This is a genomic window from Deltaproteobacteria bacterium CG11_big_fil_rev_8_21_14_0_20_42_23, assembly GCA_002796345.1.
In the GTDB taxonomy this organism is placed as follows: domain Bacteria; phylum UBA10199; class UBA10199; order 2-02-FULL-44-16; family 2-02-FULL-44-16; genus 1-14-0-20-42-23.
On the sequence record PCXC01000039.1, the window covers coordinates 1 to 16,306 of the forward strand.

The following is a 16,306-nucleotide window of genomic DNA, read 5'->3' on the forward strand; positions in this document are numbered from 1 at the left end:
AAACTCTGTACTGAACTTCTGTTGTCTTCCCATATTGCCCTCCAGTGAGAGCCTTACCTCTTTCAAACTGTCCGTCAAATCGGGGTCGGATCATTGTGTACTTGGCTGGAAGCAGTACTTCGGCAACGCTTCCACAGATGCTTCCATCGGTAAAGCCAGAGCGAAGTGCTCAGTATATTCCAGATGCCATGGTGATGAAAGTAAACTTGAAGGGAGAAGTAATAGCTTCCTTGTTTTTGGGTGGCAATTCGATAGATCAGGTAAATGATCTTGCGCTTACGAAAGGTAAAAAACTTGTTTTGGTGGGAGCGACGCGTTCTGATAATTTTCCCTTAAGTTCAGATGCTTATGTGAAAACAGTGAAGGGAGAGGAAGACAGTTACTTTGCTTTTCTTGCTCAAGTTTCATCTTCACTTCAAGAAATTCCTTTTTCAAGCTACCTCTACGAAGATCCATCTTATTCGTATTCAGTTTCGTCAGATGTCTGGGAGAGAACCTACATTTCAGGCTCGGTGCAAAACAAAGAAGAAAAACCGGGTGAAGTGCAGGATGAAGAAATCACTCCCGCCGATTATGATGCTGTAGTTCGTCAAGTTCACTTTGGCCTTGCTTCGAAGTCCACCGGTTTCCTCGCGGAAAATCCATTGGGAGTAGTTACTGCAGGTGATGAAGAGGAACAAGCTGTACAGTTAAACCAACAAGACGTGGGGAAAGGTGCTAGCAATCAAAGTGCCGCTGGTGGATGCAGCTTAATTCAAAAGAGATTCTAGCTTTTTGGCTCGTTTGAGCAGGAGTTTCACTTCGGGATCATGAGGATTTTTATGGTGCTCTTCACCTAGAACACAAATCAGTTCCTCAAGTTTTTTGATGGATTTTTTGTGTTCCTTTGCTTCCGAAATATAAGCGGCATATTCCTCAGGATTTGCTTCCAACAAAAGATATCGCCAATTAATCATATCTGAAACCGTAAAGGCATCTTCGATTGCTGCAATGTTCAATTCGGCCTGATGTTCTTTGGGATTCAGATAAGTTCCAAACAGTTTATCCATGAGCGGATTTACAATGGTGAAGTTGCAACGTTGATCCCAATGGTGGAGCAGGTGAATATCCTCGAGCCATTTGAAGTATTTGCTTCCAGCCCATTTGTGGCCTTTTACATGAAACAGCTTGTGGCATTTGCTGATGACACACTTTGCATACCACGCAACAGCAGCGATGAACGTGACGGTGGCAATGCTGATGCCATGTTGAAAGAGGAACAGCCCTGCCAGCAAAAGCCCAGGCAGAGACCATGTCCAGGCGATGCCTTTTTCTGCAGCGGCATACTCTTGAGCACGTTTGTAAATGGTGCCGATGGGGTAAATAATCATGTGGTGAATCCAATGATATCTCTGGCTTTTACGAATAAGGTAAGCACGTCGAGTCATCCAACTAACATGCTGAAACCAACGGTGATAAAGATAGCCAAAAAATTCTACCAGCAAGATGCCACGAATAAACATGACAAGAGGAAGTAAAACGTAATCTGCAATCCAAGCTGACATGCCACGCGCTACAAAAGCATCAAGCGCCATTTGGCTGAAGGGTTCCATCCACGAAAAGAGGAAAAGAGCGCCCAAGCCAAACCAACACCAGGCCCTGTACAACACTTCCTGAGCAAGAGTACGTCTAGGTTTTAGGGCTTGTTCGTAAATCATAGGCAAAGTGTAACTTTTTTTGCCCAAGACCGTCAATGTGAAAAACATTCACCTTAAAGTTGTTTATTGAGCTTGTATTTCTACTCCTTTCGTCAAAGCATCTCTAATCTCACCTCTTCTTCTTTCAAGTGCAAATGGAGGAAGATTGTTTGCATAAATATAATGTCCTATACGGCTTCCGGTTGAGCCTTCTGGAGCATGGGTGGTATCACCAGGCACAACCCAAAGTTCATGAGATAACAGACCCTCAAGTCCGCTGAGTTCACTGGGTGGTGTGGCAGTAACTGTTCCTGCATGAGGTGCTGCAAGCAGTTCAGTTCCAATATCATTGTCACGGTAAATGGGATTTGGTTTATAGTCTCCATCAAAAAGCGCCAAGACCCAAGCTTCGGCGAGATCAATACCGGTGAAGGCTTTGTACAACGGAACAATTGATCCGCCAGGAAGACGTAGTGCAGCTTCACCAAAAAGAATGCGTTGATCGGGAGTGAGGAAAAATTCAATGTGAGCAACTCCCGTTTTGTTTTGAACCTGAAGAGCGCGCAACATTTTTATTCCATATGCTATCATTGTTTCTTCTTGCGGAGTTCTTGCGTAGTGGCACGTCATATTCCCCGGAAAGGCAGCATTAAGAAGGGGTTCCGGGTATCGGCATAATTCGACGAACAAGTTTTCACCACCTCTAAAAAGTAAATCAACATGATATTCTGCAGCTGCGTTCACAAAAGCTTCTGCAATATAATGCTGTGATTTGCCTTGTATTTCATACCAGGCTTTTAAAAGTTCACTTCTCTTGTTGATCACTTTTGTTCCAATGCAACCAAAGCCAGTGCGAGGTTTGAGCACGATGTGAAAATCGTATTCTCGAGCAAAGTTGTAGAGGTCGGTGTAATTTCGAGTGAGATCAGTAAAGTCTGCCGTAGCCAGACCTTGCTTTCGAGCAGCTTGTTTCATCAAAAATTTATCACGTGCTAGTTTGGCGGAGTCTGGAGAAATTCCTACAAGGTTCAGTGCACCACTTAAGCTTGCGGCAGTTTCTACGCAAGCTTCGCGAAGAGGAAGAACATGGCGGACATTACTTCCTTCAAGTGCTTGTTGTACATGACGATGGTTGAAAACATTAGGCACTTGGAGAACTCTGATGCTGCCTGGTAATTGTGGGCGCTCACCTTTCGGAAGAACAAGCGTTGTACCAGCTCCTTTCAAAGCAGCGGCATTTGCCATGCTGGTGAGTTTGCTGTGGTAAGGGCCTACTGAACTTGCTCCAAGTGAAGGGCTGAGAACGACAAGCTGCGGTGTAAGTGGTTGAAGCATAAAATCTCCTTAAAAAGGATTCCGCGTGAGCAGAAATGAAAACAATAAATTGTGGGTAAAAAAGGATGTTTGGGCTAGAGGCCCATCATCATAGACATCATGACGAAAAGAGGTCCGTCCATGTTGTGGGCGGAGATTGCGGGTAATGCTGAGGAGAATGAAAGATTCATAAGACTTGGGAGAACTAGCCTTTTTCAGAGTTTACTGTCAAGTCCTAAAAAAGAGAGCTAAGGATTTGCGTGGGCTTGATGACAGGCAAAACATGTCTGAGATAAAAAGTCTAAGTCTTGATGCAAAAGTTCGGGGGATTTATTTTTGAGGTGCTTTTGCATGGTTTCCATCTGAGAAATAAGGGAGATGATGGGAGATTCAAGCTTGGTGTTTTTATTCATCTTGGAAATTATTTGTGCAGTGTTTTTCATTTTTTTCAATGTTTTGGCCACTTCTTTATAATTTATTTCAGCAGACGAAGAAAGTATTTCTAAGTTCACCCACTCGGAAGCCATGTGGGACATGTGTTTGCGAAGCATCTCATTATTTTGAGGCTCAGTTTTTGTTGCGGTATTTCCGTAAGCAAAAGCGGAAGCTGAAAAAATGCAGATGAAAAAAAAGAGAAGAAAAGAAAGGTGTTTTGGTTTCATAGGCTGGAGTTTCTATCAGATTACAAAATGAAGACAAGAGGAATCAAAGCGCATCACGTTCATAGGCGATGAGGCTTGAATAAAAGCTAAGGTCAGGGTTTTTATCTTGCAAGTAATGGAGGCGCCATTCATTTTCCAACAAAACAAGAGGATAATCTCGTCTGTCGTAAACCACTTGTGCATGATGATATTGGATAAACTCATCCAACTTTTTCTTATCTTTGGAATGAAACCAGCGAGAAAGGTTTGCGTTGATGGGCAGGAAATCTGCATCAGCACTGTATTCGTTAAGAAGTCTAAATTTCACTACTTCAAGTTGAAGTGTTCCCACAAGTCCAATGATGGTTTCGGAAGTATGCTTTCGGTGGAAAATTTGAGAAGCACCTTCTTCTGAAAGTTGTTCCAAGCCTTTGTGAAGCTGTTTCACTTTGATGGGGTTTTTGAGTTCAACGCGGCAAAAAATTTCGGGAGAGAAAAAGGGAATGCCTGTAAACTGAAGTTTTTCACCTTGCGTGATGGTGTCACCAATCATCAAGTTCCCGCGATCATTAATACCAATAATATCTCCAGCATAAGCAGTGTCTACATTTTTTCTATCTTGAGACATAAACTGAATGGCATTGTTGAGCTTGAAAGTGCGCTCTTTTCGAACGTGATAAATGTTCATGCCTTGTACAAACTCACCCGAGCAAATGCGCATAAAAGCTACACGGTCCCGATGTTTAGGATCCATGTTGGCTTGAATTTTAAAAATGAGACCGGTGAAGTTTTTTTCGGAAGGATCAACAACTCTGCTTTCGGCTTTTCGAGGTAAAGGTTGTGGCGCAAGATTGATGAAGCTTTCAAGCATTTCTTGAACTCCAAAATTATTAAGCGCTGATCCAAAAAAAACGGGGCTTACATTGCCTGCCAAAAAATGTTCTTTTTTAAATTCAGCTCCAGCTCCTTCAATGAGTTCGAGATCATCTTTCAATTTTTGAAGAAGGTGATCGTCAATTTTTTTGTTCAGATTTTTATCTTGGATATCGGTGAAGACTTCAGTTTCAAACTGAGTTGTTTTTGCGCCAGCTTCAAAAAGTCGCACTTGCTTTTTGTCGATATCGTAAACACCTTTGAAGTCCATGCCTTGGCCAATAGGCCATGAGAAAGGAAAACAGGGGAGGTTCAATTCTTTTTCAATTTGATCAATGAGGTCGAACGGGTCTCTTCCTTCACGATCAAGTTTGTTAATGAAGGTAATAATGGGCAGATTTCTATCTCGGCAAACTTCGAACAGTTTTTTGGTTTGCGTTTCAATTCCTTTTGCGGAATCGATGACCATGAGAGCGCAGTCAACTGCGGTGAGTACGCGGTAAGTGTCTTCGCTGAAATCTTCGTGGCCTGGAGTATCAAGCAAATTGATTTCATAATTTTTGTAGGTGAACTGCATCACTGAAGAAGCAACTGAAATGCCGCGTTGCTTTTCAATTTCCATCCAGTCCGATTTTGCAAAATGCTTTGCGCGTTTTGCTTTTACCACGCCAGCCATGTGAATGGCATTTCCAAAAAGAAGTAATTTTTCGGTGATGGTGGTTTTTCCGGCATCAGGATGCGAGATAATGGCAAACGTACGTCTGCGGCTTATTTCGTGTTGAATTTCTGAGCTAGCCATTTGCATGTGGCGATCTCCTAGTGAGATTTTGAGGGGGATGCAACTAAAAAGCTTGCGCGAAAAAGTGGCTAAAGTTATTACCTTTCTCTCATTTCATTTGAAGAGGAAACTTTATGGCAGTGGCACTCGAAATTCATCAGCTCAAAAAACATTACGGCTCATTAGTTGCGCTCAATAATCTTGAACTCAGTATTTCAGAAGGTGAATTTTTCGGCTTACTTGGTCCAAACGGAGCTGGAAAAACAACCTTGATCAAAACGATTATTGGTTTAGCACGAAGAACATCAGGTTCTATAAAGGTGTTTGGAAAAGATGTGGAAAAAGATTATCTCTATACACGAAAAATGATTGGCGTTGCGGCGCAAGAACCAAATATAGACCACTACTCGCCAATTCAACGTGTGCTTGAGTTTCAGGGCGGCTATCATGGCATGAATAAAAATGATCGAAGGGAAAAAGCTTTGGCTTTGCTGAAACAATTTGGCCTCATCGAAAAAAGAAAAGCGATGTTCAAATTTCTTTCTGGCGGAATGCAGCGAAGAGTGATGATTGCACGTTCCATGATGGGATCACCAAAAATCCTCATTCTCGACGAACCCAGCGCTGGAGTTGATGTAGAGCAGCGTCACGAATTATGGAATGCACTTCGCGATGTGAACAAACAGGGTGTGACCATCATTCTTACCACACACTATATTGATGAAGCTGAAGAATTGTGTGAACGCATTGGCATTATTAATAAAGGCGAAATTGAACTTATGGGAAATCCACAACAACTGATCAACAAGTATTGCGATCAGTATTTTATGGTGAATGGTGAAAAACGCAAAACCTTAGAAGGTCACGATGTGCGTGATGTAGAAGTAAAACAAGGTTCGCTTGAAGAAGTATTTTTAAAAGTGATTGGAAAATCTATGCATGAATGTGAGCAAGACAGTGAAGCCTCGAAGGATGTTAGTTTATGAAAAGATCACTTGTTCCTTTTTTGACTCTTGTAGAAAGAGAGTCGTATCGCATTTTCAGATTATTTAAGCAGACAGTTGTTCCTCCTGTGATTACCACGGTATTGTTTATCCTCATTTTTGGTTTTTCACTTGGATCTAGAATTCATGAAATTGATGGCTTCTCTTATATTCTCTATATCCTGCCTGGATTAGCGGGTATGGGAGTTCTGACGAATGCGTTTTCAAATACAACCACCTCAATTTTTTTGGCAAAACTCGACAAGTCCATTCAAGGTATTCTCACAGCTCCACTTTCGTATGTTGAAATTGTTTTAGCTTTTGTCTTGGGAGGAGTTGTTCGTGGTGTCGTGGTGGGATGTATTACATTACTTGTCGCCTATGGTATTACAGATCTTGCCATTGCATCTCCTTTTCTTACCTTGCTCATTTTTATTCTTTCTTCTTTTTGCTTCAGTGCTTTTGGAGTGTCGGCTGCGCTGTGGGCTGAAGAGTGGGATCAAATGGCAACGCTGATGAATTTTGTTTTAACGCCACTTACGTATCTTGGTGGTGTGTTTTATTCTGTGCAAATGCTTCCACCAGTTTGGAAATACATCTCACTGTGCAATCCTCTTTTCTACATGATTGATGCCACACGATATGCAGTCTTGGGAACTGCAGACCAGCCAATAGTTGTAAGTCTTTCTGTTTTGCTGGGTTTTAGTGTTTTTGCTTTTGCCTTGGCTCTCGTTCTTTTTAAACGTGGGTACAAAATTGTAGTATAAAAAAAAGCGGGCTCAAACTGAGCCCGCCCTTAGGTAAAGCGTGATGATAACATCCTAGTGCACTGGGAAAACATAATCCTGTTTTATAAAATTATCTCCTGAGGCAGCATTTGGATCACTGTACGAAAAAGCTCTTACATGCACTTCACTTATTCCCGTAGGTATGGTTACTCTGCATTCAGGATTTGTCGTAAATGGACACCACTTAATGTCTGAATAAGCTGCGCTTGTTCCAACTGCCACTTCGAATTTTGCAAATCCGTCACCATCAAATCTAAAGTGAACAATATCACCCGCATTGATGCTAGGGTTTGTGGCAGCACCGAGCATGAGCACTTTTTCTCCAGATTCTGGTTCAGGAGTAGGTATTGGCTCTGGTTCTGGAAGAGGCTCAGGTTCTGGTTCTGGAGTTGGTGCCGGAACTTCAGTTTGACTTCCTATTGAGACCTCAACATCTTTTATCTGAACAAAGTTTCCAGAACTTGCATTTACATCACTGTAGTAGAACACACGAACGAAGATCGAACTCACTCCAGTTGGAATTTCCTCTCTTGAGATGCATTTAGCTTGAGTGGTGAGTGGGCACCATCCAAGATCCGCATAGGCTAAGCTGGTTCCTACAGCAGCTTCAAATGCTACAAATCCATCATCATCAAATCTAAAGTGAACGATATCACCCGCATTAATGCTAGGGTTTGTAGAGCTACCAAGCATGAACACTTTTTTTCCAGGTGCTGGCGCAGGAGTTGGCTCCGGCGTAGGTTCTGGTGTTGGTTCTGGTTCTGGAACTGGCTCAGGTGTTGGCGCTGGAGCAGGCTCTGGGTCTGGATCTGGTGTTGGTTCTGGTGTTGGTTCTGGAACTGGTTCAGGCAGTGGCGCATTGTGCATGTGCGCTTCAATGCGTTCTGCAAGAACTCTTCTCATGTTGTAGACAGCTTCAGGTGAAGTGGCCGTAACATTGTCAACATTTGGGAACAGTGAATACGTCATATCACGAGCAAACTCTTCATCGCCAAGTTCTTTCAAGAGGTGAAGGTATTCGTAATCTTCAAGGCCTTCGCGAATGAGCTTAAAGCGAATGGATGCTACTGGAATATCATTTTGTCCACCGATGATACTTGGTTTTCCAGGGTAGAAGAGAGTACCGTCTCCTGATCCAGAGAAAGCACATTGTCCACCTGCATTCCATGCTGTTTTCAAGTTATATCCTACGTTGAAGTACAATTCTCCAGTGACATTTTTCTGAAAACTAAACCATTCCATCGCACGTGCTTGCATGGCAGAAGCATCGATTACATAAGATGGCCATCCGTTGTAATAGCTGCTGGTGCTGGTATCACAGCCATTTCCGCAACCGTGCGACATACAAGACTGATACCACCACATTTCTTTTTCTGAACCTTTTGCAAGATGCGTATCATACATTTCTCGAGTTCCGTAAGGAAGTCCTGCTCCCACCCAGTTAATAACAGGCACGAAGATATCGATAGAGTCTTCGATGCCTCTGCTGAGGGCTTCGGGATATCCAGTGGTAACAAGAGTTGGAATACCTGCACTTTGAACTGGTGCGGCTCGCGTTGGAATTGCACTCCAAGAACATCCAGCTGGTGGTTCATCACATGTGTAGTTGAAATAGGTGGTATCGTTCCAACCTTTTAACGCCATATGATCTTTCCAGCGTCTTACTTCACTTTCAGGATCACTTTGATTGAGCGTGTACATACTGAGGGCAGTAAGTTTTGCACCTTCAAGCATGGTGTCTGCAGTTCCGTCGAGAAGTGGTCCATAGAGTTCATCAAAGTGACTCCAGCCAAGAGACTCTTTTGGCCAATAGTAAATACTAGATTCAAGCGACACGCGATGATCCAGTGCCACACGTGCATAGAGAAGATTGTAGTGTTCAATACCAGCATCTCCTCCGCAACCACTGTAGCTTCCACCGTGTGCTACGCAAGGCGCATCCCATCCAAGAGCAAAGGCTGTTTTAAGCGAAGCCGTTGAAGGAAGATCGAAGTCAAACACACGCAACTGGAGAGGCACATCAATGGTTTCTGTGTCTGTTTCTACGCTCACAGTTCCTTTAAAAATACCGGCCGCAATTCCTTTTGGGACAAGGACTTCCACCCAAAAGTTTGATGAATCTGCAGCATTGATGTTGTGAGGAAGTGCATTACGTTTTTCTTGAAAGTAAGGATCTACATCAGGAATCAAAGGATCAGGCCAATTTCCGGCGGCACCTTCAAGGTTTGATGCAGATGATACAAAGTAAAGTCCTTCGCGATAAATGGTAAAAGCACTTGAAGCAATGCTTTCCTGGTTGGGTCCAGTTAATGAGCTCACGCGGATAGCATTAATTCTTCTTCCTTGCGATCCACCAGCAATCACCACCTGAAAAGGCTCAAACTCGTTTCGTGCGGCTTCAATTGCAACTTCTTTACCCGTTGGTAATGTTGCTCCGGGCCTAAATTTCTGCGTCGCATTTCCAACACCAATCCAATCGGGAACGTTTGAAGGTTCTGGAACTGGTTCAGGATCTGGAACAGGCGCTGGCTCCGGATCTGGGAGCGGTTCTGGTTCTGGAGTTGGTTCCGGAACTGGCACAGGCTCGGGATCAGGAACTGGAGCTGGTTCAGGTTCTGGTGCAGGCGCTGGTTCAGGTTCCACTACGGCTTCCTCGATGTTGAACGTGTGCATAAGCATTGCTGCCGTTTGTCCAACTGTAGCCAGTTGCTTGCCAAAGCTAGAATCGCTTAGGCTTCCATTGAGGTCTAAGTTAAAACCGTCTGTGCTTTCGAAAAGTAATTTTTCGTACACAAACTTGAAATGTGCAGAGTTGACGCCAAATGGATTTTTATTTGTTCCAAGATCTGGTCCCGAATAATCTTTTACCAGCTGAAGGAAATCTGCATTTCCTCCTGGGAATCTTCGATAAAGTCTATTTTGTGTCACAATCACATTGCTAAGCGGTCGTTTAGCCTGAAGTGACGGACATTTTTTTGTGGTGAATACTCCAACAGAAACGAGGTACGAAAACACGGGAGCATCTGGACACTGCCAACCCGTGAAGGCCATGGCTTCCTCGTAGCGTCCACTTACGCGAACGTACATATCGATGAGCTGTTCCGTAAGAATGAGCGCATCTGGATTGACCATCGTTTGGCCTTCTGCAAGAGGCATCATACCATTATCAATCAGAGCTCGTAACTCTGCTTCGAAAGGATGCCCTGAAATGTCGGTGATGTTATCACTGAGCGCCGCTTGCAGGTTTGGTGCGGCCAAAAGAAAGAGGCCAAGAAGAAAAAAAACTAATGTAATCTTTCTTGGCCACTTTTTACTTCTCCACCATCTTATTTTCTCCATATATCCCCCTTATTGTAACCGTCGACTATGCTGCTCTTTCTGTAAGTATGCTGTCGATGCTATCAAAGAGGATGGGTGCCCTAGAAGGCCTTAGAATTCTGATTGTGCGGGGAGTGTTGATAGAAATCCGGCGCAAAGTGATTTATGATTCATTTTGCGGACTTAGTGTATGTAGGGACTACCAAATTTTCGGCAGATGGCCAAAAAGTGGGAAAGAAGAAAGTTGGGGAACAGGTGAAAAGGCTAGTCTAAAGAGAGTGTTTTTTGTTCATTTCCTTTGAAGAGAAAAATAATCTACGGCAAAGGGGTGATTTTAAAGTGCCCAAAGGCAAAGCCAAGATCCCAACCTTTGCCTTTTCCCGAAAGGGTGAGGCCAACGTTTCCATTCCACAAGGCAGCTGCCGAGGCAGATGAACTTGCTCCAGCGTGTGCTTCTGATTGGGCATAGCCCCCAAAGAGTTTTTCGATGTCATGCACCTTCGAAAAAGTGCCTTTCCCATTTACAATTTCGTTTTTTCCAAAGCTAATGCCGCCGCCTTTTGTCCTGATTTTTACGGAAGCAGTTTGGCCATTGTCGCAGGAAATCGTTCCCGTTCCCTTTCCAGATTTATAGAAAACGGACCAGCTTTTTAAATTGAAGCTAAGCTGGCAGGAAACCGTGCCAAGTTCCTTTTCTTCACTTGCGGCGTGAAGTGTTTGCGCGCTGGCAAAAGAAAAAAGAACAAGAAGGAAAAAGAAAGATGCAATAAGCTTAAGTGGTTTCATGTGAAAACCTCCTTTGTTGAACGTCAGGGAAATTAAAACCTCATTTCTGTTGCGAATGTCAAGTCTGTTCAGTAAAAGGGCGCGATGAAAAATGAACCAAGCCAAGAATTAAAGGATATTTTTAAAACCTTAGAGAAAAAAACGGAACATGTTTTTATAACGGGTGGTGCAGGAACGGGCAAATCAACGCTGCTTCAGTATTTTCGGGAAAAGACAAAAAAGAACTGTGCCGCACTGGCGCCAACTGGTGTTGCAGCGGTGAACATCAAAGGGCAAACTATTCATTCTTTTTTCGGCTTCAAGCCAAATGTGACCTTGGAAAAAGCAAAAAAAGCTGCAAAGACTTTGCTGAAAAATGAAAAGGGCGAGCTCTACAAAAAGCTAGATTGCCTTATCATTGACGAAATTTCCATGGTGCGGGCCGACCTGATAGACTGCATAGATCAGTTTTTGCGCCTTGTTCGCGGAGATGGCTACACTCCTTTTGGGGGAGTGCAGCTTTTGTTTTTTGGTGATCTTTACCAACTTCCTCCCATTGTTCCTCCGCTTGAGGCTGAAAAATTTTATCAGCTTTATTCAAGCCCATATTTTTTTGATTCACACGTTTTTGGCGAGATCCATTTAACGCGCATTGAATTGACACAAGCTTATCGTCAACATGAACCAGAATTTATTTCCATCCTTCACAAAATTCGTGAAAAAAAAGTAACGCCACAAGATCTTGATTGGCTCAATCAACAGTGCTGCGGAAAAAAACCAGATCATTTGGCAGTTTACCTTACACCACTCAACCGCAAAGCCTTTGGTATCAACGAACAGAAGCTGACCACACTTTCTGGAAAAGAAATGATGTATCAAGCTGAGCTGACGGGAAAGTTCGATCAAAAAGCTCTTCCCACTGAAATTGAATTGAACCTCAAAGTGGATGCGCAAGTAATGTTGCTGAACAATGATCCTCATAACAGATGGGTGAATGGCAGCGTTGGCACTCTTTTGCGTTTGGGAAAAGACAGCGTTTCAGTTGAACTTGAAAACGGAAGTGTGCACGAAATTGAACCGCATACGTGGGAATTGTTTGAATATGAACTCGAAGGCAAAAAACTGCAGACGAAAAGTGTGGGTTCGTTCACTCAGCTTCCGCTTAAATTGGCGTGGGCACTTACCATTCACAAAAGCCAAGGGAAAACGTTTGAGCAGGTGGTGGTAGACTTGAGCACAGGCACCTTTGCTTCGGGCCAAGCCTATGTGGCGCTTAGCAGATGTAGAACGCTCGCGGGTTTAAGCTTGGTGAAGCCGCTGCGCGTACATCACATTTTAGTGGATGCAAAAGTAGGGCAATTTATGAGTTTAGAGTAAACACTACTTTGCAGACTTCACATCCAATTGATGTTGGCGTTCTCTGCATCGTGCTTTTGTTTTTTCGGGAGCAATGTGAAAACACTTTGGACAGGTGACACCTTTTTCATAAAGAGGAGATTTAATATCTTCCGGCGCAATAGGATTTCCGCAGCCAAAACACATGTTGTGTTTTCCCACTTTCAAGCCATGAGCAACAGCAACCCGTTCATCAAACACGAAACACTCACCTTGCCATTTGCTTTTTTCTTCAGGAATTTCTTCGAGGTATTTTAAAATGCCACCTTTAAGGTGATAGACATTTTCAAAGCCTAAACCTAAAAGATAGGAAGTGGATTTTTCGCAGCGAATGCCACCAGTACAAAACATAGCGACTTTTTTATGTTTTTGTGGATCTAGATTTTTCTTCACGTACTCAGGAAAATCTCTAAAATTGCGAGTTTCCGGGTTTCTTGCATTTTCGAAAGTTCCAATCTGATATTCGTAATCGTTTCTGGTATCAACCAAAATAACTTCAGGATCTTCAAGAAGGGCATTCCAGTTTTTTGGCTCAACATAAGTGCCAACTTTTTTAAGCGGGCTTACACCTTCTTGGCGAAGCGTTACAATTTCTTTTTTCACCAAGATTTTAAGACGTTTGAAACTGCAAAAATCGGCATAAGATTTTTTCTGTTCAAGTTTGGCAAAGCGAGCATCAGCTTGAAGATACGCAAGAAATGCATCTATAGATTCTTCAGATCCAGTAATGGTGCCGTTGATGCCTTCGTTGGCAAGAATGATAGAACCCTTGATGTCATTGCGTTTGCAGAACAAGAGAAGATCATTTTTTGTTGTATGTGGATCTTCAAGTTCAACAAAAGTGTAAAAGGCTAAAATGCAATACGTCTTCATTTTCTTCTCCTACTCACAGCAACCGTCGCCGTGGGCGTGGCCGTGATCCATCTCTTCTTGGGTTGCTGCGCGTGTTTCAATTAATTCCACATCGAAGCAAAGATCGACGCCAGCTAGTGGATGGTTGGCATCCAACGTAACAAGGTCATCACTCAACTCGGTAACGCGAAAAACTTGACCTTCCAGCTCGCCTTCGGCAGCTTGAAGCTCGGCTCCAATTTCAATGTCCTCGAGGGGAACATCTTCTCTTGGAATTTTGAAGACGAATTTTTCGTTGTATTCACCGTAAGCTTCCGACGCTGGGATAAACACTTCTTTTTTATCGCCATTGTTCATAGTTTTCACCGCTTCTTCCAAGCCGGGAATAATTTGTTTTCTGCCTTCAAGGTAAGAAAACGCATCACCGTTTCGTGAAGAGTCTATTACTTCACCTTCTTGATTGGTGAGTTGGTAGTGAATGGTCACAATGCGTTTCGACATAAAAAACTCCTTTTTGGGGAAAATAGTGCCGCAGCCATAGCGACTTCATGCTTTTTTGGCAATAGCTTTTTGGCTAAAATCTCGAGTTTAAGGCTTAAAATGGTCAAAGCCAGAGCTTTTGAGGGTGAAGGGCTTTCCCTTTTGTGAGTATTCGAGCTTTTTTCCTTTTTGGCACATTCCAATGCAGAAAGGCTTGTGGCCAAACGCTGATGCATACTTGGCTTCAAAGGATTTGCTTTTTTTGCCATCCACGCTGAAGAGTAGCGCATAATCCTCTCCGCCGCAAAGAGCCAAAGGATAAGGTGGGAGTTTCTTTCGCTGAACAAGCGTTTGAAATGCTGCGGAAAGCGGAATATCTTCAAGCTCAACACGCGCTCCCACGGAAGAAGCCGATAGCATTCTTCGGAGGTCCAGATCGAGCCCATCCGAAATGTCCATCATGGCGTGCACTTCTTTTTGTGTTGCCAGCCATTGTCCTTCGCGCAGAAAAAGGCGCGGTGAAAGATGAGATGAAACAAGCTTTTTTTCCACGGCTGAAAATGTTTTCTGTTTCAACAGCAGCTGCAATCCAAGTGCTGAATCCCCCAATGTTGAAGTGACATACAGGAAATCATTTGCTTTTGCGCCATTTCGATATTTTATCTTCGCCGTTTTTATCTTTCCCATAATGGTGATATTGATAAAAACATGCTTGGGAGATGTGCTTGTGTCTCCACCTAAGACTTTTATTTCAGCTGCATCTGAAATTTTTTTCAGGCCTTTATAAAAATCTTTAATCCACTTTTTTGAAATTGATTTTGGAAGTCCAAGGCTAACGAAGGCGCAACAAGGGTTTCCGCCCATGGCTGAAATGTCACTGATATTCACCAGCATACTTTTTTTCCCAAGTTCTTGTGCCGAAATGAACTTGAGCTTGAAGTGAATGTTTTCAATCAGCTGATCGGTGCTAACTAAAAGCGATGAAGTTTTATCAAGAGGCAACACCGCACAGTCATCTCCAATGCCTGCTTCCCGTTGATGACGGTGGCTGGAAAAAACTTTTCGAAGGTAAGTGTAAAAACTTTCTTCATGATGAAATGACGACGAAGGCATGCCGAGGTCTTATTCCGCAAAAGGAGAAACCACAAGAACGAAAACGGGGTGGAGTTTCTTCGAGTAGAGATAATCGAAGAAAACTAACGATCAACCCTTGTAATAATGCCGCTAGAGGTACAGTCCCCATCGGATTGAAGGTTACAAGTAATATCAATGGCAAAACTGCTTGTAAAATCGAGACCTGTTAACGCTGTAATGCCGTAGTTTGTAAAGGTACTAGCTGCAAAAGGAGAGCTTTCAAGTGCTGATAGTGAGACCTCAGCTGTGCTTGTTCCGGTTCTCACCATATCAAATTCGAAGATCCAAGTTGACGTTGGAGCGCTGAAGTCTCCATTATAGGAAATAGAGCCAACAGAGGTTGAATCGACTTTTACCGAAAGGATTTGAGAGCTTGTGGCAGAAACAAGCGATGTTCCGTAGGTTTTCACATGAAGTACCTCGCCCGTGTTATTTAGGGTATTTGCCGGAATGGTAACGGTATTCACAGTCTCTTCAGATCCGGTGATTGTGTTTGAAGCATCGGTAGTACTGACGGATACAAGACTTGAACAATTTGAACACGTAAGCGCAAAAGGCACAGCTGAAAATTCGTTCCGTGGTAACATTTCGCTATCGGTGCCTACCGTGATGCCCAGATAGAGAGCGGATTCTAGGCTTGGCAAAGCATTTGAGCTTGTTCCAAGTGTAGTGCTATAAAAGCCATTTGAAACAGCAACTGAAAGCGTGCCACTCGACCATGCTGCAGTTCCACCTGTTGCAGCTGTGTAAAGTTGGAACACCATGTCTGTTGTGGCATTCACCACATTTCCGCTTGCATCAGTCAGATAACCTTGAACCGGAATTTGCGTGTTATCAGCTCTTAGCGAAGAGAGTGGAGCTAGCAGCGCCAGATTGAAAAGGCAGAGGATAATGAAGAATTGTTTACGCATAAAAACCTCGGGGTTTATTTGTGTTAGAGACTGTCAAAAAGGGTTTCCCCTATAGCTAAAATGTTATCCGCAGCTTTATTGTTTGTAGATGTGTTTTGCTGCGTAAAGCCATCCGCAGAAATACACGCTGAATTTGCATAGCTGCTTGATGTAGACTTCACAATTTTACCAATGCAGTTTAACTTTATCCCCGAAAAATCAGCCGAGCTGCTCGTGGTTGTTGTAGTGGTGGTAGAGCCCACTTCAATGCCTCCGGCTACACAAGCTCCACCTCCAAAAAAGAGGAGGGTGAGAAGAAGATAGAAAAACTTTTTGCTGCCTTTCAGCATAGGTACAACCTCCGGAAGTCCTTAAAATGACTGCAAAACCTCACACAGCCAGACCGTAAGTTTAAGCCA

At 43.3% G+C, this 16,306-nt stretch carries 16 protein-coding genes; 5 read left to right on the plus strand and 11 right to left on the minus strand.

Features of this window, described 5'->3' with window-relative positions:
- The first annotated feature begins 95 nt into the window (after window positions 1-95).
- Window positions 96-770 (plus strand): hypothetical protein, encoded by a 675-nt coding sequence (locus COV43_05235; protein ID PIR25452.1) that lies wholly within the window; start codon window positions 96-98, stop codon window positions 768-770.
- On the opposite strand, the gene COV43_05240 is transcribed toward COV43_05235, so the two are convergent.
- The 4 genes from COV43_05240 to COV43_05255 form a co-directional block, all read right to left on the minus strand.
- Window positions 750-1,745 carry a hypothetical protein gene (locus COV43_05240; GenBank protein PIR25453.1) on the minus strand — a complete coding sequence of 332 codons (996 nt, stop codon included), beginning with the start codon at window positions 1,743-1,745 and terminating at the stop codon, window positions 750-752. The two genes, COV43_05235 and COV43_05240, sit on opposite strands and share 21 nt — an antisense overlap.
- 15 nt (window positions 1,746-1,760) lie before the next feature.
- Window positions 1,761-3,011 (minus strand): hypothetical protein, encoded by a 1,251-nt coding sequence (locus tag COV43_05245; protein ID PIR25454.1) that lies wholly within the window; start codon window positions 3,009-3,011, stop codon window positions 1,761-1,763.
- Window positions 3,012-3,238: 227 nt separating this feature from the next.
- The gene (locus COV43_05250; GenBank protein PIR25455.1) at window positions 3,239-3,652 is read right to left on the minus strand and encodes a hypothetical protein; all 414 of its coding nucleotides are present in this window, start codon (window positions 3,650-3,652) and stop codon (window positions 3,239-3,241) included.
- A 43-nt stretch (window positions 3,653-3,695) separates the two neighbouring features.
- Window positions 3,696-5,303, minus strand: a complete 1,608-nt coding sequence (locus COV43_05255; GenBank protein ID PIR25516.1) for a peptide chain release factor 3 — start codon at window positions 5,301-5,303, stop codon at window positions 3,696-3,698.
- A 113-nt stretch (window positions 5,304-5,416) separates the two neighbouring features.
- On the opposite strand from COV43_05255, the gene COV43_05260 reads away from it, so the two are divergent.
- A complete protein-coding gene (locus COV43_05260) occupies window positions 5,417-6,268 on the plus strand; it encodes an ABC transporter ATP-binding protein (GenBank protein ID PIR25456.1) in 852 nt (283 codons plus the stop codon).
- Window positions 6,265-7,032, plus strand: a complete 768-nt coding sequence (locus COV43_05265) for an ABC transporter permease (protein ID PIR25457.1) — start codon at window positions 6,265-6,267, stop codon at window positions 7,030-7,032. The genes COV43_05260 and COV43_05265 overlap by 4 nt, the downstream gene beginning before the upstream one ends.
- A gap of 54 nt (window positions 7,033-7,086) precedes the next feature.
- Here COV43_05265 and COV43_05270 read toward each other — a convergent pair whose 3' ends face one another.
- The gene (locus tag COV43_05270; GenBank protein ID PIR25458.1) at window positions 7,087-10,392 is read right to left on the minus strand and encodes a hypothetical protein; all 3,306 of its coding nucleotides are present in this window, start codon (window positions 10,390-10,392) and stop codon (window positions 7,087-7,089) included.
- A gap of 71 nt (window positions 10,393-10,463) precedes the next feature.
- Between COV43_05270 and COV43_05275 the strand changes: the two genes are divergently transcribed.
- Window positions 10,464-10,673: a hypothetical protein gene (locus COV43_05275; GenBank protein PIR25459.1), complete on the plus strand. Its 210-nt coding sequence runs from the start codon at window positions 10,464-10,466 to the stop codon at window positions 10,671-10,673.
- 13 nt (window positions 10,674-10,686) lie between these two features.
- Here the strand turns inward: COV43_05275 and COV43_05280 are convergent, their stop codons facing one another.
- Window positions 10,687-11,157 (minus strand): hypothetical protein, encoded by a 471-nt coding sequence (locus COV43_05280; GenBank protein ID PIR25460.1) that lies wholly within the window; start codon window positions 11,155-11,157, stop codon window positions 10,687-10,689.
- An 84-nt stretch (window positions 11,158-11,241) separates the two neighbouring features.
- Here COV43_05280 and COV43_05285 point away from each other — a divergent pair, with 84 nt between their 5' ends.
- On the plus strand, window positions 11,242-12,513 hold the full coding sequence (locus COV43_05285; protein PIR25461.1) for an AAA family ATPase: 1,272 nt from the start codon (window positions 11,242-11,244) through the stop codon (window positions 12,511-12,513).
- A 3-nt stretch (window positions 12,514-12,516) separates the two neighbouring features.
- On the opposite strand, the gene COV43_05290 is transcribed toward COV43_05285, so the two are convergent.
- The 5 genes from COV43_05290 to COV43_05310 all read right to left on the minus strand — a co-directional run bounded on the left by COV43_05290 (window position 12,517) and on the right by COV43_05310 (window position 16,237).
- Entirely contained in the window at window positions 12,517-13,404 is an 888-nt protein-coding gene (locus tag COV43_05290; protein ID PIR25462.1) for a hypothetical protein, read from the minus strand.
- A 9-nt stretch (window positions 13,405-13,413) separates the two neighbouring features.
- A complete protein-coding gene (locus COV43_05295; protein PIR25463.1) occupies window positions 13,414-13,884 on the minus strand; it encodes a peptidylprolyl isomerase in 471 nt (156 codons plus the stop codon).
- A gap of 87 nt (window positions 13,885-13,971) precedes the next feature.
- On the minus strand, window positions 13,972-14,976 hold the full coding sequence (thiL, locus tag COV43_05300; GenBank protein ID PIR25464.1) for a thiamine-phosphate kinase: 1,005 nt from the start codon (window positions 14,974-14,976) through the stop codon (window positions 13,972-13,974).
- Window positions 14,977-15,059: 83 nt separating this feature from the next.
- Window positions 15,060-15,908, minus strand: a complete 849-nt coding sequence (locus COV43_05305; protein ID PIR25465.1) for a hypothetical protein — start codon at window positions 15,906-15,908, stop codon at window positions 15,060-15,062.
- Window positions 15,909-15,931: 23 nt separating this feature from the next.
- Window positions 15,932-16,237, minus strand: coding sequence for a hypothetical protein (locus COV43_05310; protein PIR25466.1), 306 nt, complete (start codon window positions 16,235-16,237; stop codon window positions 15,932-15,934).
- Window positions 16,238-16,306: the final 69 nt, after the last annotated feature.